The sequence below is a fragment of the Flavobacterium sp. GW821-FHT11G01 genome (assembly GCF_058808175.1).
Map to the genome: position 1 here is coordinate 106,157 of NZ_JBXARK010000001.1, position 25,704 is coordinate 131,860.

The 25,704-nt window shown below is 32.6% G+C and carries 16 protein-coding genes; 13 read left to right on the top strand and 3 right to left on the bottom strand.

Going from position 1 to position 25,704, the window contains the following annotated elements:
* Window positions 1-16 precede the first annotated feature (16 nt).
* On the bottom strand, window positions 17-916 hold the full coding sequence (locus tag AC1RRN_RS00490) for a glycosyltransferase (protein WP_492965380.1): 900 nt from the start codon (window positions 914-916) through the stop codon (window positions 17-19).
* Window positions 917-1,052: 136 nt separating this feature from the next.
* On the opposite strand from AC1RRN_RS00490, the gene AC1RRN_RS00495 reads away from it, so the two are divergent.
* From AC1RRN_RS00495 to AC1RRN_RS00505, 3 genes are read left to right on the top strand one after another with little or no spacing between them, the layout of a single operon-like run.
* Complete coding sequence (locus tag AC1RRN_RS00495) at window positions 1,053-2,144, top strand: glycosyltransferase (RefSeq protein WP_492965381.1); 1,092 nt, start codon at window positions 1,053-1,055, stop codon at window positions 2,142-2,144.
* Between the two features lie 3 nt (window positions 2,145-2,147).
* The gene (locus tag AC1RRN_RS00500; RefSeq protein ID WP_492965382.1) at window positions 2,148-2,552 is read left to right on the top strand and encodes a sugar 3,4-ketoisomerase; all 405 of its coding nucleotides are present in this window, start codon (window positions 2,148-2,150) and stop codon (window positions 2,550-2,552) included.
* Window positions 2,549-3,643, top strand: coding sequence for a glycosyltransferase family 4 protein (locus AC1RRN_RS00505; RefSeq protein WP_492965383.1), 1,095 nt, complete (start codon window positions 2,549-2,551; stop codon window positions 3,641-3,643). Before AC1RRN_RS00500 ends, AC1RRN_RS00505 begins: the two co-directional genes overlap by 4 nt.
* Window position 3,644: 1 nt before the next feature.
* Here AC1RRN_RS00505 and AC1RRN_RS00510 read toward each other — a convergent pair whose 3' ends face one another.
* Window positions 3,645-4,499 carry a glycosyltransferase family 2 protein gene (locus tag AC1RRN_RS00510; protein ID WP_492965384.1) on the bottom strand — a complete coding sequence of 285 codons (855 nt, stop codon included), beginning with the start codon at window positions 4,497-4,499 and terminating at the stop codon, window positions 3,645-3,647.
* Window positions 4,499-5,182 (bottom strand): cell division ATP-binding protein FtsE, encoded by a 684-nt coding sequence (locus AC1RRN_RS00515; RefSeq protein WP_492965385.1) that lies wholly within the window; start codon window positions 5,180-5,182, stop codon window positions 4,499-4,501. The genes AC1RRN_RS00510 and AC1RRN_RS00515 overlap by 1 nt, the downstream gene beginning before the upstream one ends.
* 353 nt (window positions 5,183-5,535) lie before the next feature.
* Between AC1RRN_RS00515 and AC1RRN_RS00520 the strand changes: the two genes are divergently transcribed.
* The 10 genes from AC1RRN_RS00520 (at window position 5,536) to secDF (ending at window position 25,361) form a co-directional block, all read left to right on the top strand.
* The gene (locus tag AC1RRN_RS00520; RefSeq protein ID WP_492965386.1) at window positions 5,536-8,550 is read left to right on the top strand and encodes a tetratricopeptide repeat protein; all 3,015 of its coding nucleotides are present in this window, start codon (window positions 5,536-5,538) and stop codon (window positions 8,548-8,550) included.
* Window positions 8,551-8,656: 106 nt separating this feature from the next.
* Window positions 8,657-9,520: a PhzF family phenazine biosynthesis protein gene (locus AC1RRN_RS00525; RefSeq protein WP_492965387.1), complete on the top strand. Its 864-nt coding sequence runs from the start codon at window positions 8,657-8,659 to the stop codon at window positions 9,518-9,520.
* 150 nt (window positions 9,521-9,670) lie between these two features.
* Window positions 9,671-11,422: a TonB-dependent receptor gene (locus AC1RRN_RS00530; RefSeq protein ID WP_492965388.1), complete on the top strand. Its 1,752-nt coding sequence runs from the start codon at window positions 9,671-9,673 to the stop codon at window positions 11,420-11,422.
* Between the two features lie 146 nt (window positions 11,423-11,568).
* Window positions 11,569-12,018, top strand: coding sequence for a hypothetical protein (locus tag AC1RRN_RS00535; RefSeq protein WP_492965390.1), 450 nt, complete (start codon window positions 11,569-11,571; stop codon window positions 12,016-12,018).
* A 318-nt stretch (window positions 12,019-12,336) separates the two neighbouring features.
* Window positions 12,337-14,013 carry an asparagine synthase B gene (gene asnB, locus AC1RRN_RS00540; protein WP_492965391.1) on the top strand — a complete coding sequence of 559 codons (1,677 nt, stop codon included), beginning with the start codon at window positions 12,337-12,339 and terminating at the stop codon, window positions 14,011-14,013.
* A gap of 308 nt (window positions 14,014-14,321) precedes the next feature.
* Window positions 14,322-15,938 (top strand): asparagine synthase B, encoded by a 1,617-nt coding sequence (gene asnB / locus AC1RRN_RS00545; protein WP_492965392.1) that lies wholly within the window; start codon window positions 14,322-14,324, stop codon window positions 15,936-15,938.
* Window positions 15,939-16,147: 209 nt separating this feature from the next.
* Window positions 16,148-18,880, top strand: coding sequence for a M16 family metallopeptidase (locus tag AC1RRN_RS00550; RefSeq protein ID WP_492965393.1), 2,733 nt, complete (start codon window positions 16,148-16,150; stop codon window positions 18,878-18,880).
* A gap of 298 nt (window positions 18,881-19,178) precedes the next feature.
* Window positions 19,179-21,119, top strand: coding sequence for a DNA topoisomerase (ATP-hydrolyzing) subunit B (gene gyrB / locus AC1RRN_RS00555; RefSeq protein WP_154783142.1), 1,941 nt, complete (start codon window positions 19,179-19,181; stop codon window positions 21,117-21,119).
* A gap of 107 nt (window positions 21,120-21,226) precedes the next feature.
* Window positions 21,227-22,162: a malate dehydrogenase gene (gene mdh, locus AC1RRN_RS00560; RefSeq protein ID WP_492965394.1), complete on the top strand. Its 936-nt coding sequence runs from the start codon at window positions 21,227-21,229 to the stop codon at window positions 22,160-22,162.
* Between the two features lie 226 nt (window positions 22,163-22,388).
* Window positions 22,389-25,361, top strand: coding sequence for a protein translocase subunit SecDF (gene secDF / locus AC1RRN_RS00565; protein WP_492965395.1), 2,973 nt, complete (start codon window positions 22,389-22,391; stop codon window positions 25,359-25,361).
* The last annotated feature ends 343 nt before the right edge of the window (window positions 25,362-25,704 follow it).

The following is a 25,704-nucleotide window of genomic DNA, read 5'->3' on the forward strand; positions in this document are numbered from 1 at the left end:
TGGCGAATATTTTTCATTATCCAAAAATGATTTTAATTCGTTGTTTTATTTCCAACAAAATATATTTCAATAACAATTTAAAATCAGCTGTTTTATACGCTAAAATCATTTCAAAATGCATTCGTTTCAAAATAGCTTTATGTTCAATTTTAGATCGATTTAAAGCAATTGCCTTCTGAATTATTAAATAGGTCGTATAATTTATTTTCTTAGATCTCGCATCATTTTTAATGAAAAAATGAGTTCCAAAAGAAGTGGTCGAAATTCTCTTTTTAATTAAAATTTCATCAATATAATCAAAGTCATAAACTCTGGAAGCTCTAATCCAAAGATCTAAATCTTCATAAGCCAGATTTTCATCATAGCCATTCAAAGCATCAAAAACTGATTTTTTGACCATTGATGAAACCGAGCAAATACTATTTCCGCCAGAAATAACACTCAGATAAATATCTCCGGTTGTCCTTTTTTCAATTGTTTTTTTATCGGAATCAACAGGGAAATAATAAAAATAGAAATTGCCGTTTTCATTAATTAATTCGGCATTTCCATAAACAACACCTAAGTTTTTAAACGAACTTTCCTGAAAAGCTTTTAGTTGTAAGGAAACGCAATTTGACACTAAAATATCATCGCAGGCTAAATCAATTATAAAATCACCTTTTGCTAATTTAAGTGCCTTATTAAAGGATTTAGTACTTCCTAAATTGGTTTCATTGGCTATAAATTGAATTTCTGGATAATCAATAATCCATTTTTGAATTACTTCTCGTGAATTATCAGTACTAAAATCATCTACAATAATCACTTCAATAAAAGGATAATCCTGATGTATTGCCGAAAATAAACTCTCCACAACATACTTTTCCTGATTGTAACACAAGCAAATAATGGTCACTAATGGATTATCCTTCATATTTTTTTGTTTTACCATTAAGGTATTAAGAAAATTAAGCTCAAAACTTTATGCAACTCAATGTCTTAATGGTTCTAAATCTTAATTTATTTTAAAGAGTTATATTTGATACGAAAATAAGAAATCACGGATGATAATGTCTCACAAAAAAAAGAAAATTGCTTTAATTGGCTATCGCTTAAGCGGAGGCGGAAGCGATAAAGTGATGGCGAATTTGTCTATTTTTTTTGAAAGGCAAGGTTTTGAAGTAGATATTATTATTGTTCTCAATGAAGTCAGTTTTGCTTATTCCGGGAAATTAGTTAATCTTGGATTGCTCAAAAATAAAAACAACGGATTTTTTAATAAAGCCAAAAGATTATGGGCTTTACGAGAATATCTGAACAACAATAAATTTGATTTTATTATCGATTTTCGTTTTCGAACTAAAATCATTCAGGAACTTATTTTAGCGAGATTGATTTACAATACCAAAACCATTTTTACCGTTCATAGTTTTTTGATCGATCATTATATGCCAAATAATTCATGGTTAACGAGATTGATGTACAATCATTGTTATGCGAATGTGGCTATTACGAATGAAATGGAAAGATTAATTGAAAATAAACATCAATTAAAAAACGTTGTTACCATTCACAATCCGGTTTATTTAGAAGAAATTCTGGAAAAGCAAAAAGAAAACATAGAATTTGACTTCGATTTTATTATTGCTGTTGGGCAATACGAAAACGAAATCAAGCAGTTTGATCAACTGATTTTAAGTTATGCAAAATCAGTTTTAGTACAAAAGCAAATCCACTTGATTATTGTGGGAAATGGTGATGAATCAAAACTAAGAAAAGCAATTTTAGAGCATAATATAACCGATTTTGTTCATCTTATTGGCTATCAAAACAATCCTTTTAAATATCTAGGCAAAGCTAAATTTTTAGTTTTAAGCAGTAAAAATGAAGGATTTCCGAATGTTATTTTAGAAGCTTTGGCTTGCCAGACTCCGGTTGTTTCTTTCGATTGTGATTTTGGGCCAAGAGATATGATTACATCTCTTGAAAATGGTATTTTAGTTGAAAATCAGAATTGGGAAAAATTGACGGAAGCTATGAATTTATTGGTTTCAGATGAAGTTTTATATCAACATTGCAAAGAAAATACACTTGAAAGTATTCAGGCATTTTTATTAGAAAAAATTGGCCAAGAATGGCTACATTTACTCAAAGCCAATTAAAATATGACGACAATCCAAGATATAGCGCTACTTAAAATCCCGGTTATAGAAGACTTAAGCGGGAATTTGGCTTTTATTCAAAATGATATTTTGCCATTTGAATTCAAACGCGTTTATTATCTTTTTGATGTTCCAAGTACTGCTTTTCGTGGCGGACATTCGCACATTGAACAGCACGAAGTTTTAATTGCTTTAAGCGGAAGTTTTGAAGTAAGAGTTAATGACGGAATCGATAAAAAAAGTTTTTTATTGAATAAACCTAATATCGGATTGCATTTGCCAAAAGGAATTTGGAGAGAATTAGAAAACTTTTCTTCAGGAGCTGTTTGTCTGGTTCTGGCTTCTGATGTTTTTGAAGAATCTGATTATATCAGAGATTTTGGAACTTTTTTGATGTCTAAAAAATGAAACTGCTTTACATTGTTCCCAAAATAAAAAATGCCGGCGGAGTTGCCAGAGTTTTGGCGATTAAAGCCAATTATTTAGTGGAACATTTTGGTTATGAAGTTCATATTTTGTCTCAAAATGAAGAAAATATTCAGCCTTTTTATGATTTTGATTATGATATCATTTTTCATAATATGATTTTGAAAGGCAATATTTTAAAGTTTTTCAATTCTTTTCAAAAACAAATAAATCAAAAGATTAAGGAAATTAAACCTGATGTTATTTTAGTGGCTGATAATGGTTTAAAAGCATTTGTTTTTCCTTTAATTGCCAAAACGAAAATGCCAATTGTATTTGAATGTCACGGTTCTAAATTTGTTGAAGAAGAAGTACAAAAGACAGATTTTATATCCAAATCAATTCAGAAAATAAAATATCAATTCAAAGATTTTGGCGCTCGAAAATTTACAAAAATTGTTACCCTTTCAGAAGAAAATCTAAAAGAATGGAATGCTGAAAATGGCATCGTAATTCCAAATCCGTCCTGGATAAAAAGTAAAAAATCTACCGATTTAAAACAGAAAAAAGTAATCGCAATTGCCCGAAATTCGTATGAAAAAGGTTTAGATCGATTGTTGTTGATCTGGAAAATAATCGGAGAAAAATACCCGGATTGGACGTTAGATATTTATACCGATGATGTCGATTCGCTGGAAAAAGAAGCAATAAAATTAGAAATAGAATCGGGTATTAATTATTTGCATTTTGTAAAAAATATTCAGGAAAAATACTTGAAAGCTTCTATTTATGTGATGACTTCGAGAACAGAAGGTTTTCCCATGGTTTTATTGGAAGCTATGGCTTCGGGTTTGCCTTGTATAGCCTATGATTGTCCGACTGGACCAAGAGCGATAATTACAAATGCTGAAAATGGTTTTTTGATTCCGGATAATAACATTGAAATGTATGTTGAAAAACTTTCTTTTTTAATTGAAAATGAAGAAGTAAGATTGAAATTTGGTTTAGATGCGAAAGAAACTTCTAAAGAATATTCAGTTAAAAAAATAATGGAGCAGTGGAAGGAGTTTTTGGAGAGTTTGAATTCTAATTAACTTATTTTAAACTGCAAAAATACCCCAATTTATAAAGATCAAACAAAAACAAAGAAGGATTTTCAGAAAGCAAATTTCGTTCAATTTTGATTTGATTTTTCTTAAAAATGAAAGCTGAAAATCGAGTTAGTTTCAGATTTTTCAAAAGTTCAAATGCTTTAATAATTTTACTGTCTTCTTTAGAAATTTTATTTGAATTATAAAGAAAAACCAGATTTTCTAAAGCAATTTTAGTTTTGTTTAAAAACACTTCTGAAGTTTCTAAATTCAAATGAAAAGTTGGGTTTTCAATTTGGGAAACTTCAAAATGATTCTTCTTCAAAACAGAGAAAAAACACAAATCTTCATAACCGTATTTTGTAATGGAATCGTCGAATGGATATTGCAGAAAAACTTCTTTTTTAATTAATAAATTAGAAGTTAAAACAGAATTAGTTTCCCTTTTTTGCCCGTAAATCCAACGCAAAAGCTGTTTTTTTTGAGGCTTTTTATCTTCATAAATTATTCCTCCAAAAAAAATGTTTTTATTTGAATTTGAAGCAGCATCGATATATTTTTGAATGAAATTAGAATCGGCCGGAAAAGTATCACAATCCAAAATTAACAGCCAATCATTAACTGCTTTTTGAGCTAAAGAATTGATGTTTTTTCCTCTTCCTAAATTAATTTCATTTATAAAAAACGAACAATTTGCAAGGAAATTAATTTCTTGATTAATACTATTTTCTTGTGAATTGGATGCGTCATCCTGACAAAGAATTTCAAAAGTAATTCCACTACTATTACATTGCTTTACTAGCTCTTTTACAAGCGGTAAAACAGTATAATTATAAACCGGAATTAAAATAGAAAGCATTACACAGAGCGTTGCACCACTTCGAAGATTCTTTCATCTTCGCACTTCAATGTTTTAGAAGGGAATTTCATCAGCAAAGCATAATCGTGCGTTGCCATAATAACCGTTTTTCCGTTAGCATTGATTTTTTTCAATACTTCAAGTACCTCAGAACTCGTTTGTGGGTCAAGGTTTCCGGTTGGTTCGTCGGCAAGAATAAATTCCGGATCATTAAGTAATGCTCGTGCAATAGCGACACGTTGTTGTTCTCCTCCAGAAAGTTGATGTGGCATTTTGTTAACAAATTCTTTCATACCAACTTTATCCAGAACTTCATCAATTTTATGTTCCATTGCTTCTTTTTCTGTCCAGCCAGTTGCTTTCAAAACAAAAAGCATATTGTCTTTTATAGAACGATCCGGTAGTAATTTGAAATCCTGAAATACGATCCCAATTTTACGTCTTAAGTATGGAATTTCGCTTTCTTTTAAAGTAGCCAAATCAAATTCAACTATATGTCCTTCACCTTCACTTAAAGGTAAATCTCCGTATAAAGTTTTCATGAAACTACTTTTTCCAGAACCGGTTTTTCCGATAATATAGATGAACTCACCGTGTTGAACATCTAAATTAATATGAGATAAAATTTTTCTTCCTTCCTGATATATAGTGACTTCTTTAAGAGACAGTACGATTTGTGACATAATAAATTGATTTGATTGGTAAAAGTAAGAAGTTAACGGTTGGATTCAAAATAAATTTCAATGATTTCTGATAAAATATTGAAATGATTTTTTTTAACATATAAGTGATATAGGGTCATTTTAGCAGATTTTGGATAAGGTTTTTATTTCAAAAAACTTATACGACCTTTCGTCTTAATTAAGTTGCTAAAAACACCTCGTTTATAATTACTTATATGACTTATATAGTGGAAAAATCCCCGCACAGAAGCTATAAAATAACACATGTTATGTTTTTTGTTCATAATAAAAGCCCGAAACGTTTCGTTATAGACGGTATAAAATGATACATTTGAATACTAAATATAATTACAATGCGTAAACTTTCCTGGTTCTTTATACTCCAAATAATCCTCATTTCGACCACAGTTTCGGCACAAAAATCAGCTATATATACATACGATTTAAAGGATTTTGACAAAGCACTGGCTTTATACAATGACAAACAATACGCTTCGGCACAACATATTTTTGAATATGTAAAAAATCACGCCACGACTGAGGAAGTTCAGTCAGATTGTGCCTATTACATTGCCAATTGCGCCATCAGAACCAATCAGGCAAATGCCGATGCTTTGATGGAAAAATTTGTGAGCGATTATCCAACAAGTACCAAACAAAATCAGGCTTATATTGAAGTTGCCCAGTTTTTCTTTGAACAAGGCAATTATCCAAAAGCTTTGCTATGGTTTGACAAAGTGGATGAAACTTATATGAGCAAAGCCGATTCTGATAAATTTAATTTTCAGAAAGGATATAGTTACTTCAATGCCAAAAAGAAAAAGGAAGCTACAACCTATTTTAATAAAGTAGTGAATTCTCCGGAATTTGGTTCTCAAGCCAAATATTACTTAGGGTTTATGGCTTATGAAGGCGACGATTATAAAGAAGCAACCAAATATTTTGATGAAGTTTCAGGCGAAGAGAAATACAAAGAAAAGCTTTCGTACTATCAGGCTGATATGAATTTTAAGCTTGGAAATTTCCAAAAAGCAATTGATTTGGGTCAGAAAGCAATGGCAAAATCAAATGAATTAGAAAAATCAGAGCTAAATAAAATTATCGGAGAAAGCTATTTCAATCTAAAACAATACGGAAAAGCCATTCCGTTTTTAGAGCAATATGCCGGTAAAAAAGGAAAATGGAATAATACCGATTTCTATCAATTGGGTTATGCATATTATGAACAAAAAGAATACGAAAAAGCCATTTCTCAATTCAATAAAATCATTGAAGGAAAAGATTTCGTAGCGCAAAATGCTTATTACCATTTAGGGTTGAGTTACTTGAATACAGGTAAAAAACAAGAAGCTTTAAATGCTTTTAAAAACGCTTCTGAAATGGAATTTAATGCGCAGATTCAGGAAGATGCAGCGTTGAATTATGCTAAATTGAGTTATGAAATTGGAAATGCTTACCAAACCGTTCCTGGAATTCTGCTTGATTTCTTAAAAAAATACCCAAACAATTCCAGCAAAGCCGAAGTTGAAAAATTATTGGTTGATTCTTATATTTCTTCTAAAAACTATAAAGAAGCTTTGGTGTTATTAGAGAAAAACAGAACAGCTGAGAATAAAGCGGCTTATCAAAAAGTACTTTTTTACAGAGGATTGGAATTGTATAATGACACAAATTATTCTGAAGCCGGAAAAATGTTCAAAAGTGCCATCAGCGAACAAAAAACACCTGAGTTTACAGCACGCGCTACTTTCTGGAAAGCGGAAACAGAATATCTTTCAGATGATTTTCAAAATGCATTGTTAACCTACAAACAGTTTGCGGGTCAGGCAGCAGCAAAATCGACAGAAGAATATAAAAATATCAATTATAATATTGGATACACGTATTTTAAATTGAAAGAATATGATCAGGCGGCGAATTCTTTTCAGGCTCAAATTGATAACGCTCCATCAGATAAAGTTCGTTTGAACGATTCGTATTTGCGTTTGGGAGATTGCCGATTTGTGACTTCAAAATATAGTGCTGCCAATGAAGCATACGCAAAAGCAATTGTAGCAAAAGGTGTTGATGCCGATTATGCACAATTTCAAAAAGCAATTTCATACGGTTTCATGTCGAAAAATGACAAGAAAGTTGAAGAGTTGAATAATTTTCTTCAGATGTATAAAAAATCAGAATATCGTGATGACGCTTTGTATGAACTAGGAAATACTTATGTAGCGGAGAAAAAGAACGATCAGGCGATTAAAACCTATGATCAGCTGATTTCAGAATATAAGAATGGTTCATTTACTTCAAAATCAATTTTAAAACAAGGTTTGATTTATTATAATTCAGATCGTGATGAGCAGGCTTTGGTAAAATTTAAAAAAGTGGCAGCTGAATTTCCAAAAACGCCTGAAGCTTTAGAAGCAGTTTCTACAGCAAGATTGATTTATGTTGATTCAGGAAAAGTAGATGAATACGCGACATGGGTACGTACATTAGATTTTGTTTCGGTTACAGATGCTGAACTGGATAACGATACTTATGATGCTGCTTTTAAACAATACAGCCAAAATAACAGCAAACAGGCAATTACTGGTTTTACGGGTTATGTGAGTAAATTTCCGTCAGGCTTACACGCACTTGAAGCTAACTTTTATTTAGCACAATTGCTTTATGCAGAAGGTTCAGAAGTTAAATCAGTAGCGAATTATCAATATGTAATTGATCAGCCAAGAAGCGAATTTACGGAACAATCTTTAAATAAATTAGCTCAGATTTACCTGAAAGCAAAAGACTGTGATAAATCGATTCCGGTATTAGTTCGCTTAGAAAATGAAGCCGATTCTGCTCAGAATAAAAACTTTGCGCAAGCTAATTTGATGAAATGTTATTATGATAAAAAAGATTACGATAACTCGGTAATTTCAGCAGATAAAGTATTGCAGAATCCAAAAGCCGATGCGAATGTAAAAGCCGATGCCCAGATTATCGTAGCGCGCGCAGCAATGCAGACAGGCGATGAAGATAAAGCTAAAATAGCTTACGCAAAATTAGCATCGACATCTAAAGGAGAATTAGCAGCAGAAGCTTTGTATTATGACGCATACTTTAAAACGAAAGAAGGAAAATTTGATGCTTCAAATGTTTCGGTTCAAAAACTAGCCAAGAATTATTCAGGTTATAAATATTACGGAGCGAAGAGTTTGGTTTTGATGGCGAAAAACTTCTACGGATTAAAAGACAGCTATCAGGCAACATATATTCTGGACAATGTAATCAACAATTTCACAGATTTCCCGGATGTTGTTGAAGAAGCTAAAAAAGAATTAAGTGCGATTAAATTAGAAGAATCAAAAACGAATTCGTCTATCACGAAATAAAGAATATAGAATATAGAATAGAGAGAATAGAATATAGATTGAAAGCAAAGATTAGAAGTCTTTTCTCTTTGTTCTTTCTTCTATTTTCTAAAAAAAAAGAAAAGAAATGAGTTTACCTTTTTATATAGTTGATGTTTTTACCGATAAAAAATATGCTGGAAATCAGTTGGCTGTTTTTTTAGATGCAGGGAATTTAAGTTCAGAAGAGATGCAAAAGATTGCACGCGAAATTAATTTTGCGGAAAGCACATTTATAACAAAATTGGATAGAGAAAATAATAGTGCTGAAGTGAAAATTTTTACACCAGCTCATGAAATGCAATTTGCAGGTCATCCAATAATTGGAACTTCCTGGGTTTTGATGAATAAAGTGTTTGAAAATTCGCCTGAGCAAATAAAATTAAATGTTCCGATTGGACCAATTTCCATTCATAAAACGGAAGATTTAATTTGGTTAAAAGCAGCACAACCAAAGTTTTGGGATATTTTTTCGAAAGAAGATTTGACAGTATTCAGTAATCTGAAAAAAGAAGATTTTGAAAATCAATTTCCAATTCAGGAAGTAACAACTGGAAGCGCTTTTGTAATGGTAGGCTTAAGTAGTAAAAGAGCGCTAGAAAATTTGATTCTGGACAAAGACAAAACAGATGAATGGCTGAAAAAGAATTGCAAAACAACACACAGAGGCTTGTATTTTTATTATTTAGAAGGGTCAAAATTGTTTAGCAGAATGTTGTGTGTTGAACATAATCAATTGGTAGAAGATGCAGCAACAGGAAGCGCAAGTACATGTCTGCAGGCTTTCCTACTAAAGTATCATAAACCAGAATTTGAATTGATAAATTATCAGGGAGATTATATTGATCGCCCTTCTCAGATTTATTTCAAAGGGAAATTAACTGATAATCAATTTGATATTAATATTGGAGGAAAAGCGCAGTTTGTCGCAAAAGGAGAGTGGGAAAGCTAGAAAATAGAGTCAAGAGCAAAGAAAAAAGATATTAGAAAATAGGATAAAGAATCAGGATTTTAGAATAGAATAAAAAATAGAGAAAATTTAGAAATAGGATAGAAGTCTTTCTTCTTTGCTCTTTTTTCTTTTCTCTCAAAAAAATAAAGTATGAAAATTAAATGCCAAAATAAAACCATCATTTTACTGCTGTTGTTTGTTGTTCAGCTTTCGTTTGCTCAAAAGAAAAATGAAAGCATCGGAACGGAAACGGTAAATGTGGTAAAGCCTTATTCGCCAACAATTTCAGATGCTTTTAAAGTGAAAGAAACACCTTCGCTTGACGATAGCGGAAATCAGCCAAAAGAGACTATTAAATATAGTATTTTGTCGGTTCCGGTTGCATCAACTTTTACGCCTTCAAAAGGAAAAGCAGAAGGTGTAGAGAAATCTAAAAAAGAAAGATTGTTTAATAATTATGCGACTCTTGGAGTTGGAAATTATGGCACTTTGAATGCTGAATTATTTGTAACACAGGATTTAGGAAATAATGATTATGTGGCCGGAATGTTCCGTCATCATTCTTCTCAGGGCGGAATTAAAGATGTGAATCTGAATGATGAATTTTATGATACAGCTTTGAATGTTGGTTATGGTGTAAATAATCGCGATATGTCCTGGGCTGTAGATTTAGGATATCAGAATCAACTGTACAATTGGTATGGTTTGCCAGCTGATTTTGGAATGACTTTGCCTCCTGAAACACAAGAGGATTTAATCAGAGGAATTAATCCGAATCATTCATATAACACAATTTCTTTAGGAGGAAATATAGAATTCAATGAAGGGATTTTCAACAAAATCGATACAAGATTTACCCATTTTTCAGATAGTTTCTCCTCTTCGGAAAATAGATTTTATCTGAAACCTTCTTTCAAAGTAGATGTAATGGATCAATCGATTAATACCAATGTTATCATTGATCACGTAAGTGGCTCTTTCGAAAATAATTATACTTTAACGAATACTGAGCCTGTAAAATACAGTTTAACGAACTTCGGAATTGAGCCAAGTTTTGTAGTTCATGAAAACGATTGGACATTAGAATTGGGAGCTGGATTGTATTACGGATTAGATTCTGAAAACAGCGGAAACAAATTCTATATTTATCCAAAAGTAAATGCTTCTTATAAATTAGTAGGCGATTTAATGATTTTCTACACAGGAGTAAACGGAAGTTTAAATCAAAACTCTTATGCTGATTTTGTGACTGCAAATCCGTTTTTATCTCCAACTTTAAATATGAGACCTACAAGCAATCAGTATAATGTTTTTGCTGGTTTAAAAGGGAAATTGGCTAATAATATCAATTATAATTTGACGGGTTCTTATTTAAACGAAAAAGACAAAGCTTTGTTTAAAAGCAATGATTATACAGAGAATTTTGACAACCAGAATTATGCATTCGGAAATTCATTTGGAGTAGTTTATGATGACGTAAGAACCTTACGTTTTTATGCAGAATTAAAAGCTGACTTTTCTAAAAATGTTTCTTTCGGAATCAACGGAACTTTCAATAGTTATAAAACTGATGGATTAGAAGCGTGGAACTTACCTTCAATGAAATTAAGTTCCAATTTGGATGTTACTATTACTAAACAATGGTACGCTGGTTTAAATGTTTTCTTTGTGGGAGAACGTAAGGATATGCAAACCAATTTAGATGTTGCAACACTTGGCGTTCCGGTTACTTTAAAAAGTTATTTTGATGCGAACGCCCATTTAGGATACAAATACAACGAACGTTTAACTTTCTTCTTAAAGCTGAATAATATTGGAAATCAGGCTTATGAAAGATGGCTGAATTACCCGGTTCAGGGATTCCAGGTTTTAGTTGGAGGAAATTATAAATTCGATTTTTAAGAGAAGTTTGCCACGAAGGCGCTAAGTCGCAAAGTTTTTTAAAGTTAATAAAGCTGCAAATTCAAGAGTAAATAAATTTATCTTGAATTTGCAGCTTACTTTTTTTTACGATCTTTGCGACTTAGCGCCTTCGTGGCAGAAAACCTATGAACTTCAAACAAAAAATACATTCCCATTATTTACAAATGGTTCAGGACCGAATAGATGTTTTTAGAGACATGATTTCGGCTTTGACCGAAGATTCTAAAAACGATGCAAAAGGTTCTGCCGGTGATAAGCATGAAACCGCTTTGTCGATGATGCATATCGAACAGGAAAAACTGACCAATAAATTAAAAGAAGCTATAACTCAAAAAGCGATTTTAGACAAGATTGACGCGTCAAAAACAACAGAAAATATTATTTCAGGAAGTTTGGTAAAAGCCAATGGAATTCATTTGTATTTGAGCGTGGCACTTCCTAAAATTTCAATTGACGGAATTAATGTTATTGCACTTTCTCCACAATCTCCTTTGGGTTCTCATTTAATGGGGAATAAAGTTGGGTTTCAGTTTGAAATTAATAAAACACATTATACTATTGAAAGTGTTGAATAATTTAATTCAGGATTGAGTAATAAATAATTTCTGAACAGCTTTTATTCTTGTTGTTGAATATTTCTTAATATTTCTTTTAAATGTTAAAACATAGTTCAATAATCTATTGAAAACCTTGCGTTTTACGCTGTATTTGGTCCTGAAATTGAAATTTTCAAGTTTAGGGCTTTTTTTTGCTTTAAAATTTTACATTTTATATGTAAAATGGAAATTATGCTTTAAAATTATAACTGAAATGAATATTTATGTTTTTCAATTATAACCAATACCGCATCTTTGCCCTATCAAAATAAAATTTACAATTAAAAATATATAATTATGTGCGGAATCGTATGTGCCTTTGATCTAAAACAAAAAGCCGAGACTTTAAGATCTCAAGTATTAGAAATGTCTAAAATTATCCGTCACCGTGGACCAGACTGGAGTGGTATTTACAGTAATGATAAAGCAATTCTTTCTCATGAGCGTTTGGCAATTGTTGATCCGGCGTCTGGAAAACAACCTTTATTTACAGAAGATAAAAAGTTGGTTTTGGCTGCAAATGGTGAAATATACAACCACAGAGAATTGCGTAAACAATTTGAAGGAAAATATAACTTTCAGACTGAAAGTGATTGTGAAGTAATTTTGGCTCTTTACAAAGAAAAAGGACCTCACTTTATTGATGAAATGAACGGAATCTTTGGATTCGCGATTTATGATGTAGAGAAAGATGAGTATTTTATTGCTCGTGATCATATGGGAATTATTCCATTGTACATTGGTTGGGATCAACATGGAACTTTTTATGTAGCATCTGAATTAAAAGCTTTGGAAGGATATTGTACAAAAATTCAATTGTTTCCTCCAGGACATTATATGACAAGTAAAGACGGTGAATTTGTACAATGGTACAAAAGAGACTGGACAGAATATGATGCTGTAAAAGACAACGAAACAAGTATTCCTGAAATTAAAAAAGCACTTGAAGCTGCAGTTCACAGACAATTGATGAGTGACGTTCCTTATGGAGTTTTACTTTCTGGAGGTTTAGATTCGTCTATTACTTCGGCTGTAGCCAAAAAATTTGCACAAAAACGTATAGAATCAGATGATACTACTGATGCCTGGTATCCGCAATTGCACTCTTTTTCAGTAGGATTAGAAGGTTCTCCTGATTTAGCAGCTGCTCAGGTTGTAGCAAAACATATCGGAACTATTCACCACGAAATTAAATTTACAATTCAAGAAGGATTAGATGCAGTTCGTGATGTAATTTACAACCTTGAAACTTATGATGTAACTACAGTAAGAGCTTCAACTCCAATGTGGTTAATGGCGAGAGTTATTAAATCAATGGGAATTAAAATGGTTCTTTCTGGCGAAGGTGCAGATGAATTGTTCGGAGGGTATTTATATTTCCATAAAGCACCAAACGCAAGAGAATTCCACGAAGAAAACGTTCGTAAATTAGGAAAACTTCATATGTATGATTGTTTAAGAGCGAACAAAAGTTTAGCTGCCTGGGGAATTGAAGGTCGTGTACCATTCTTAGATAAAGAATTTATGGATGTTGCAATGCGCATTAACCCACAAGATAAAATGATTAACAAAGAGCATCCGATGGAAAAATGGGTTGTTCGTAAAGCATTTGAAGATATGTTGCCGGAAAGTGTAGCATGGAGACAAAAAGAGCAATTTTCTGATGGAGTAGGATACAGCTGGATTGATACTTTGAAAGAAGTCGTAGCAAAAGAAGTTTCTGATGAGCAATTGGCAAATGCAAGATTTAAATTCCCGTTACAAACGCCAACTTCTAAAGAAGAATATTATTATCGTTCCATTTTTGCTGAACACTTCCCAAGTGATGCTGCAGCTTTATGTGTGCCTCAGGAAGCAAGTGTTGCTTGTAGTACAAAAATTGCTTTGGAATGGGATGAAGCTTTCAAAAACATGAATGATCCTTCAGGTAGAGCTGTTGCAAGTGTACATGATGATGCCTATGAGAAAGCATAAAAAAATGAATTTTTGAATTTAGTATATATTAAGCAAAGACGTTCTCTATTTAGAGGACGTTTTTCGTCTTTTAAATTGTTAAATTCATAATTTCAGCGACTTATGATTTTTTTCGATAATATTTTAACTTTCTTTTTATATTTGATGTTTTGTTGAAAGACAGTTTAAATCTACAAGATTAAGAAACGAATCAATGAAATGAAGGAATAATATTTAGTTTTGTGTCATATTTGAAATTATAGTAAGCTTTTAAAATTAATTCACTCCATGAGGGGAGTGAAAAAATTAATAATAAAAAATAGAATTGTATGTCTGGATTATTGGCCGTTATTGGTAAAGGAAAAGACCCGAAACTTGTAAAAGAACTTTCTAAAAGAATGTCACATCGTGGTCCTGATGAGAATGATCTTCATATTATGGAGAATGGAAGTATTATTTGTCACGAAAGTTTATCAATTGTGGACTTACAGACAGGTAAACAACCTATTCAGGGAACAAATAAAGCCTGGATGGTTCATGATGGCGAAATTTATAATTATCAGGAATTAAAAAATACTGTTTTAAAGGAACACACATTTAGAACAAAATCAGATTCAGAAGTTATTGTCCATTTGTACGAAGAATTTGGATATAATTTCTGTAATATGCTAGACGGAGATTTTGCTTTCGTTATTATTGATGGCGATGATTATATTGCCGGAAGAGATCCTATCGGAGTAAAACCTTTGTATTACGGATTGGACGAGAGAGGAAGGATTTATTTTTCTTCAGAAATGAAATCTATTGCTGATCAGTGTAAGTCATTTTCAACTTTTCCTCCGGGACATTATTATACAGCTAAAACAGGTTTTGTAAAATATTACCGACCTGAATATGAAGATCATGTAAAGGCAGTTGAAAGTCTTGATTTAGATTTGATACGTGAGACTTTAGTCGAAGCTACCCGTAAACGTTTAATGAGTGAAGCTCCTCTTGGTGTTTTATTGTCAGGCGGTTTAGATTCTTCTTTGACTTCGTCAATCGCAGCTCGAATATATGCTGAAAACGGAAAAAAATTACATTCATTTTCTATCGGATTAGATGCTGATGCACCTGATAATACTGCAGCCAGAAAAGCAGCAGAATTTTTGGGAACGGAACATCATGAAATACATTTTTCTGTAGAAGAAGCTGTTGAAATGATCGAAAAAGTAATTTATCATATTGAAACGTATGATATTATTTCTGTAAGAGCAGGAGTTCCTATGTATTTGCTATCTAAAGCAATAAGCGAAAAAGGAATAAAAGTAATTCTTTCAGGTGAAGGTGCCGATGAGATTTTTGGTGGACATTTGTATTTTAGAAACGCACCATCAACAGAAGAATTTCAGGATGAAACAATTGAAAGAGTTCAGAAATTATTTACTGCCGATTTATTACGTGCTGATAAAACCACAATGGCAACGGGCTTAGAAGTGAGGATTCCGTTTTTGGATACCGCTTTTCTAGATGTAGCAATCCGAATCAAAACGGAAGAAAAACAACCAAAAACATACGATGGTATTGAGAAATATATTTTAAGAAAAGCATTTGATACCCCTGAAAATCCGTATTTGCCAGCAGAAGTTTTGTGGAGACAAAAAGAGCAGTTTTCAGACGGAGTTGGTTATAATTGGGTTGATCAATTAATTGAATATTGCGCTGAACAGGTTTCAGACGAACAATTAGCCGGAGCTGCTGCTGAATTTCCATACAATTCACCAACAACAAAAGAAGCTTATTTTTACAGATCAATTTTTCATAAATATTATCCACAGGTTAGTGCTGCTCAAACAGTACGCAAATGGATTCCGAAATGGCAAGACAATCAGGATCCAAGTGGCAGGGCAAATGCAGCCCACTTAAAGGGAAATTTTGAGAGTGTAAAATCTGGAGTTGCAGTTTAATATAGAAATTCTAATAAAAAAATTCCAAATTCCAAATCTCAATTTGGAATCAAAATATAAAAACCGAAATGCATTCACAATGTAGTTTCGGTTTTTTTGTGGTTTCCCGTAAATTACTAAAACTTAGTTAATTTCAGATTATCGTATTTAAGAAAAATACTATATTTGATTACCAAGAACAATTAATTCTAAATAATCAAACACAATCTATGAGAAACCTATTGCTATGTGGAATTTTGTGCTGCTCATTTGTTTCATTGAGTTCAGTTTATGCCCAAAAATCTGAAACACCAAAATACATTACTAATGTAGAAGGTGTTAAAGAATATTCTTTAAATAATGGATTAAAAATTCTTTTGATTCCAGACGCTTCTCAAAGCAATATGGTGGTCAACATTGTTTACAGTGTAGGTTCCAGAAACGAAGGTTATGGAGAAAAAGGTATGGCGCATTTATTAGAGCATATGCTTTTTAAAAGTACTAAGAATTTGGGCGACATCAAAAAAATGCTTTCTGATAAAGGAGGAGCGGCCAATGGAACAACCTGGTTAGACAGAACTAATTATTATGAAATTTTTCCATCAAACGATGAAAATTTAAAATGGAGTATTGAAATGGAAGCTGATCGAATGATTAATGCGACTATTTTGCAAACAGATCTTGATAAGGAATTTTCAGTGGTGCGAAACGAATTCGAAATAGGTGAAAATAATCCGGATGGCGTTTTACAGGAAAGAATCCTTTCAACAGCTTATTTGTGGCACAATTACGGAAATAGTACGATTGGAAGCAAGGAAGATATAGAAAGGGTTAAAGCAAATACACTGAGAGTTTTTTATGAAAGATACTATCAGCCAGACAATGCTACTTTAATTATCGCAGGTAAATTTGATGAACAAAAAGCATTGCAATATGTTGGACAATATCTAGGAGCTATTCCGAGGCCAAAAAGGGTTTTAGATAAAACATATACTCTTGAACCGGCTCAGGATGGAGAAAAATTCGTTGAACTTAACAGAGCAGGAGACAGCAAAAATGTTGGGGCTTTATATCATACTGTTCCCTATGCCGATAAAGATTTTGCTGCAATTGATGCTTTAGGTGAAATTCTGACTTCTGATCCATCGGGTTATTTGTATAAAACTTTGGTTGAAACCCAAAAAGTTTCAAGTTTGTATGTGTGGCAGCCAAATGTAAGGGATGCAAGTTTTATGTATTTTGGAGTTGCTGTCCCTAATGACAAAGACATTAAGGCTACAAGAGATATTGTAAGGACAGAATTGGATAAAATTCCAACAACAATATACACAGATCAGGACGTAAGCAGAGCCAAAGCAAAGATTATCAAACAAATTGAAAGTGTTAAAAATAATACCATTTCGTTTGCGATTAATCTAACAGAAATTATTGGAGCTGGTGATTTTAGATTAGGTTATTTGTACAGAGATGCAGTCGAAAAATTAACAAAAGAAGATATTCAGAGAGTTGCTGAGAAATATTTTAGAAGTAATAACAGGACGGTTGGAATATTTATCCCTTCAAAAGATGAGCAAAGAGTGAAATCTGTAGAATATACAGATGAGCAAGTAGTTGCTTTAACTAAAGATTACAAAGGTAAGGCTTTAGAAAAGGAAGCAGCTGCATTTGAAGCGTCTATCAAAAATTTAAAACAGAATTTTGTTGAGGGAAAATTAAGTAACGGAGCAAAATACGGCTTGATCAAAAAAGAAATAAAAGGAGGAAAAGTTCAGGCTAATTTTAAATTTCCGATGAGTAATGAAAAAGATTTAGCAGGAAAAACGGATGCTGGCGGAATTCTTGCCCAATTATTAAAAACAGGAACAAAAACCAGAACAAAAGAGCAAATTCAGGATCGATTGGATCAATTAAAGTCTAGTATTTATTTTAATTATTCAGGACAAACTTTGTCGATTAACATTAGTACGTATAAGGAAAATTTTAAAGAAGTGATGGAAATCTTAAATGATTTACTTGTCAATTCTACTTTTCCGGAAAATGAGTTGACCAAAACGATTACGGATTATAATACTTATTTAGAGTCTAATCTTAATGATCCGCAAACAGTTGCTTTTACAGAGCTTTCAAGACAGACTACAAAATATGATAAAACAAGTATTTTTTATACTCCAACTATTCAGGAGCAAATCGATGCTTTTAAAAAGATAAAACAAACTGAAATTGTAGATTTTTATAAAAATATTCTGGGTGGAAATAATGGTGTTGGAAGTGTAGTTGGAGATTTGGATGAAAAATCTACTGTTCAGATTTTAGAAAACACTTTCGGAAAATGGAACTCTAAGTCAAAATATGAATTAGCTAAACCTACTTATTTTGAAACAAAAGTTTTGGATAAGGATTATATAACTCCAGATAAAGAAAATGCCGTAGCGCTTGGTAGAATTGGTTTTAAAATGACCAGAAGCAGTGCCGATTATCCCGCATTTGTAATGGCTAATGAAATATTAGGTAGTGGTGGTTTTTTAAGTGCAAGAATCCCGATGAGATTGAGAGAAAAAGAGGGAATAAGTTACGGTGCAGGTTCGTTTATTGATGTGCCTATCACAAATGATGTTGCTTCATGGTCGTATTATGCTTTTCTAAATCCGACAAAAAAGAATGCGGTTGAGACGGCTACAAAAGAAGAAATTACTAAAGCGTTAAAAGATGGTTTTACTGCCGAAGAACTAAAATCAAATTTGGTTAGTTGGCAGAATGAAAGAAAAACAAGATTAGGAAGTGACGACACTTTGATGAATCTTGTTAATACCTATTTGCAATACGGTGTTCCGTTAGAAGACTATGATGATTTAGAAAACAAAGTCAAAGCATTAAAAGTAGCAGATGTTAATGCTGTTTTGAAAAAATATTTAAGTCTGGATAAAATGACTTCTGTTTATGCAGGAGATTTTAATAAAAAATAAAATGTAATTTTTTTTAATTCAAATTCTAAAATCCGAAACAGCATGAAAATGTGGTTTCGGATTTTGTTTTTTACAATTGTTTAAGTTTTGAAACTGCAATTTATTTTTTAGAATTTTGGTTTAAGATTTAGAATTTCAAAAAAACAGAAATTAAAATTGATTGTTCCATTTTTAATTGACTTTTTTTGACAATATGTTAATAACTTAAGTGCTTTAAATAGGAATTTAACGGATATATAATTTGCGTTTTTATATATTTGCGTGTTAGACAATAAATACATTTTTTAGAATAAATTATATGAGCGAAGAAATCAAGAAGAACAATTATTCAGCAGATAGTATTCAGGCATTAGAAGGAATGGAGCACGTAAGAATGCGTCCATCGATGTATATTGGAGATGTAGGGGTTCGAGGGCTACATCATTTGGTTTATGAGGTTGTTGATAACTCTATTGATGAGGCGATGGGAGGACATTGTGATACCATTGGTGTTGCAATTAACGAAGACGGTTCGGTAACAGTTGAAGATAATGGTCGTGGTATTCCAGTTGATTTACACAAAAAAGAAGGAGTTTCTGCACTTGAGGTTGTAATGACTAAAATTGGTGCCGGAGGTAAATTCGATAAAGATTCTTATAAAGTTTCCGGAGGTTTGCACGGTGTTGGAGTTTCAGTTGTAAACGCGCTTTCTGTTCATATGAAATCTACTGTTTTCAGAGATGGTAAAATCTACGAACAAGAATACGAAAGAGGAAAATCATTATATCCGGTAAAACAAATCGGAGAAACAGATAAAAGAGGTACACGTCAGACTTTCTACCCTGATGATACAATCTTTACACAAACTACAGAGTTTTCATATGATACTTTATCAGCTCGTATGCGTGAGCTTTCTTTCTTGAATAAAGGAATCACAATTACTTTTACAGATAAAAGAGAAGTTGATGATAAAGGAGAATTTAAAGTTGAAGTTTTTCATTCAGATGAAGGTCTTAAAGAATATATTCGTTATTTAGATGGTAACCGTGAGCCAATTATTTCTCACGTGATCAGCATGGATAATGAAAAAGGTGAAATTCCGGTTGAAGTTGCCTTGATTTATAATACAAGTTATACAGAGAATATTTTCTCTTATGTAAATAATATTAATACACACGAAGGAGGAACGCATTTACAAGGTTTTAGAAGTGGTTTGACAAGAACCCTAAAAAAATACGCAGATGCCTCTGGAATGTTAGATAAATTGAAATTCGAAATTGCGGGAGATGACTTCCGTGAAGGATTAACAGCTATTATTTCGGTAAAAGTTGCTGAGCCACAATTTGAAGGTCAGACAAAAACTAAACTTGGAAACAGAGAAGTAGTTTCTCCGGTTTCTCAGGCTGTTGGAGAAATGTTAGAGAATTATTTGGAGGAAAATCCAAATGATGCACGAATCATCATCCAAAAAGTAATTTTAGCTGCTCAGGCACGTCACGCTGCGAAAAAAGCGCGTGAAATGGTACAACGTAAAACCGTTATGGGTGGTGGTGGATTACCAGGAAAATTATCGGATTGTTCTGAGCAGGATCCTGCAAGATGTGAGGTTTACCTTGTCGAGGGAGATTCGGCTGGTGGAACAGCAAAACAAGGTCGTGATCGTAACTTTCAGGCGATTTTACCGTTACGTGGTAAGATTTTGAATGTGGAGAAAGCAATGCACCACAAAGTATTCGAAAACGAAGAGATTCGTAACATATTTACTGCTCTTGGAGTAACTGTTGGTACTGCAGAAGACAGTAAAGCATTAAATCTTGAAAAACTAAGATATCATAAGGTAATCATCATGTGTGATGCCGATGTCGATGGTAGTCACATTTCTACCTTAATATTAACGTTCTTCTTCCGTTTCATGAAAGAATTGATCGAAGAAGGTCACGTTTACATTGCAGCACCACCTTTATACTTAGTTAAAAAAGGAAATAAAAAGGAGTACGCATGGAATGATGTTCAACGCGATCAGGCGAATGAAAGAATGGGAGGAAGTGCAGCTATTCAGCGTTATAAAGGTCTTGGAGAGATGAACGCGGAGCAATTATGGGAAACTACAATGGATCCGAGCTTCAGAACTTTACGTCAGGTAACTATTGATAGTTTGGCTGAAGCCGATAGAGTTTTCTCAATGTTAATGGGAGACGAAGTACCACCACGTAGAGAATTCATCGAGAAAAATGCTGTTTACGCAAATATCGATGCATAATAAAAAAGTTTAACCTTCAATTCGTTTAATTGTTTAAATTTACTTAAACGATTAAACGAATTGTCGTTTATAAAATAAATTAATTAATAACCGATAAAGTATAAAATATGAAAGTTACCATTGTAGGAGCAGGAAATGTTGGAGCTACATGTGCTGATGTTATTTCTTATAGAGGAATTGCCAGCGAAGTAGTGTTGTTGGATATTAAAGAAGGTTTTGCCGAAGGGAAAGCGTTGGATATTATGCAATGTGCTACTAATACAGGTTTTAATACCAAAGTATCTGGTGTAACCAATGATTATTCTAAAACAGCTGGAAGTGATGTAGTAGTAATTACATCAGGAATTCCAAGAAAACCAGGAATGACACGTGAAGAATTAATAGGTATAAATGCAGGAATTGTAAAAACAGTTGCTGAGAATGTATTAAAGCATTCGCCAAATACTATAATTGTTGTTGTTTCGAACCCAATGGATACGATGACGTATTTAGCTTTAAAATCTACAGGATTACCAAAAAACAGAATTATTGGTATGGGTGGTGCTTTAGATAGTTCTCGTTTTAGAACTTATTTGTCTTTAGCTTTAGATAAACCTGCAAATGATATTTCAGCAATGGTAATTGGTGGTCACGGTGATACTACGATGATTCCTTTAACACGTTTAGCGTCTTATAATGGTATTCCGGTAACAGAATTCCTTTCAGAAGAAGCATTGCAGAAAGTTGCTGCTGATACTATGGTAGGAGGAGCAACACTTACTGGATTATTAGGAACGTCAGCTTGGTATGCTCCAGGAGCTTCTGTGGCTTATTTGGTTGATAGTATATTGAACGATCAGAAGAAAATGATTGCTTGTTCTGTATTTGTTGAAGGAGAATACGGACAAAATGATATTTGTATTGGAGTACCTTGTATTATAGGTAAAAATGGAGTAGAAGAAATTTTAGATATTCAATTAAACGATCAGGAAAAGGCTTTGTTCGCTAAAAGCGCAGATGCGGTTAGAGGTATGAATGATGCCCTAAAATCGATTTTAGTATAAAGAATTTGGTAAAAAAAGGAAAAGGCTGCACTTTTGCAGTCTTTTTTTTGAGATTAATTAATAAATAAATTGGTTAATCTTTTCGAGAATTATATATTTGCTCGGTTTAAAAAAAATGCTGTAATTCGTGATCTGGTTTTTTAGTTTTAAAAAATGATGTCAGGGCTTATTTTATGGGACTTTAAAACAAAAACAAACAATAAAACATAATTAATTTTTAGTAATAATGCAGAATAAAGGACTTATTAAATTTTTCGCAATTCTATTTGCATTGGTAAGTATTTACCAACTTTCGTTCACTTTTGTGGCAAACAGCGTCAAAAGTGAAGCTAAAGCTTTTGCAGGAGACAATCCTGATAAAGAGCTAAAATATTTAGATTCTATTGGTAAAGTAGATGTGCTAAATCTTGGTTTTACAAATTTTACTTATAATGAAGTAAAAAACAAACAATTAAATAAAGGTCTTGACTTAGAAGGAGGAATCAACGTTATTCTTCAAATCTCTGTTAAAGATGTATTGAAAGGATTGTCAAACAATTCTAAAAATCCGGTATTTAATAAATCATTAGCTGATGCGACTGCAAATTTAGAAGGAAACAAAACCTATTTAAATAAGTTTTTTGAAGCGTTTGAAGCAAACTCAAATGGAACTACAAAATTAGCTTCACCAGATATTTTTGCAAACAGAAGTTTACAAGGTGAAGGTGGAATTGATTTCCAAATGACTGATGCGCAAGCTCAAAAAGTAATTAAGAAAAAAGTTGATGAGTCTATCGAAAGTGCTTACAAAGTATTAAGAGAGCGTATTGACAAATTTGGTGTTACACAACCAAACATTCAAAAATTAGGAGAAACTGGAAGAATTTTAGTTGAACTTCCAGGTGCTAAAGATGTTGATAGAATCAAGAAATTATTAGGAGGAAAAGCTCAATTAGAGTTTTGGGAAACTTATAAAATTGAAGAAATTGGAAACTTCTTAGTAGCTACTAATGAAGCTTTGAAAAAAACTGAAGTTAAGAAAACAGAAACTAAAACAGTTGCTAAAGATTCATTGAATGCTTTATTGACTGATGCTAAAGATTCTGTTGACGTTAAGAAAGGAAACAACCCATTATTTGACAAAATGTTAGGTCAGGGTGGTGGACCGGTTTTAGCTTACTTTGCTCCAAAAGATACTGCTACTATCAATGCTTATTTTAAAAGACCAGAAATTAGAGTTTTATTGGCTGCTGACCAACACAACGCGAAATTTGTGTGGAGTAAACCAACTACTTTAAAAGATGCTAAAGGAAAAGAAGTTGAAGCAGTTGAATTATATGCTTTAAAAGGAAACAGAGATAACGTACCTGCTATGAGCGGTGGTGTTGTTACTGATGCAAAAGATACTTTTGACCAATTAGGAAAACCAGCTGTTTCTATGCAAATGAACAGTCAGGGTGCTAAAGTTTGGGAAGAATTGACAGGAAGAGCTTTCGCTCAAAAAAGTTATATCGCTATTGTTTTAGATAACATTGTGTATTCTGCTCCTGGTGTTACTAGTGGTCCAATCGCTGGAGGAAGATCTGAAATTACAGGTTCTTTTGATGTGGCTGAAACTAAAGATTTAGCAAACGTATTGAATGCAGGTAAATTACCAGCTTCTGCAGATATTATCCAATCAACTGTTGTTGGACCATCTTTAGGTCAGGCTGCAATTGATGCTGGTACAATTTCATCTGTAATTGGATTTTTATTAGTTTGTTTATGGATGGTATTCTATTATGGTAAAGCGGGTTGGTATGCTAATCTTGCGTTATTATTAAACTTACTATTCTTATTTGGAATTATGGCAAGTTTTGGTTTTGTATTAACATTGCCAGGTATTGCAGGTATCGTATTAACATTAGGTACTGCGGTAGATGCCAACATTATTATATTTGAAAGAGCAAAAGAGGAATTACGTGAAGGTAAATCATTGTCAGAGGCAGTTGTTGCTTCTTACGGATGGCACGGTGCAATGCGTTCTATTATTGATGCGAACGTAACACACGTTTTAACTGGAGCAATCTTGTTTATTTTTGGAACAGGACCAATTAAAGGTTTTGCTTTGACATTATTAATTGGTATCGTAACTTCATTGTTTACATCAATTTTTATCGCAAGAATTTTCATTGACAGAAATATTGCTGGAAAAGGTGATTTGACTTTCTCTACTAATATTACTAAAAACTGGTTTACTAATTTCCACTTTGACTTTATTAAAATCAAAAAATTCACTTATATCTTCTCTTCTATTGTAGTTGTGGTAAGTTTGATTTCTATCTTCTTCGTTAATGGATTAGATGAAGGTGTTGATTTTGTTGGAGGAAGAACTTTCCAGGTTAAATTTGAAAAACCAGTAGATGCTACAGTTGTTTCAGATGAATTATCTGCTGCTTTTGGAACTCCGGTTGAAGCTAAAATTTTAGGTGATGATGATCAGTTGAAAATCACGACTAAATATAAAATTAAAGAAGACGGAGTAGCTATCGATGAAGAGGTGAATCAGAAATTATACAATGCATTGGCGAAGTATTTCCCTAATGTTTCTTATGATAAATTCACAAACACTTTTGATGGTAAAAGAGTTGGAGTTTTACAAGCTTCTAAAGTTGGAGCTTCTATCTCTGAAGATATCAAAACTAACTCATATTGGGCAGTTCTTGGTGCGATGGCAGTTATCTTCTTATACTTAATGATCTCTTTCCGTAAATGGCAATATTCATTAGGTGCGATTGCAGCTGTTGCGCATGACGTAATCTTTGTACTAGGAATTTACTCTTTATGTTATAAATTCATGCCTTTCCATATGGAAATGGATCAGCACTTTATTGCTGCGATTCTTACCGTTATTGGTTACTCTATGAATGATACTGTAATTGTATTCGATAGAATTAGAGAGTTCATCATTGGAAACCGTAAAGGAAGTTTTGAAGATATTGTAAACGCTTCTATTAATACTACATTATCAAGAACATTGAATACTTCATTAATGATGATTATCGTATTATTGACGATGTTTATCTTTGGTGGTGAGTCTATCAGAGGATTTATCTTTGCAATGTTAATTGGTATTGTTGTAGGTACTTATTCTTCATTATTTATCGCAACACCAGTATTGGTTGATACGATTTCTAAAGATGATAAACATACAATCGAAGACAAGCATAATAAAGCATAATTAACTGCTAGTTTATATATAAAAAAAGATCCAGTGAAAACTGGATCTTTTTTTTTGGAAAAATTTTAAAGAGTAAAATTTTAAATTCTATTTTCTAAAAGTAATAAGAGAATGTTTTTACTTTAAAGTAAAGGAATATTTTTGTGGAATGAAGAAGTTGTTTCTTAGTTTGTATAACACTTTTTAATTTAATTAAATGCTGTAAAGGATGTTTCTAAGTTTCTTTTGAAAAATAGACTTCTAGCTTAGCCCCGATGGGAGCGATATCCTTTTTTTGCCTTCTTTAGGCAGAAAAAGATATAGTGTACAGCGGGACTAAACGTTCTTTTAGAAACGATGACTT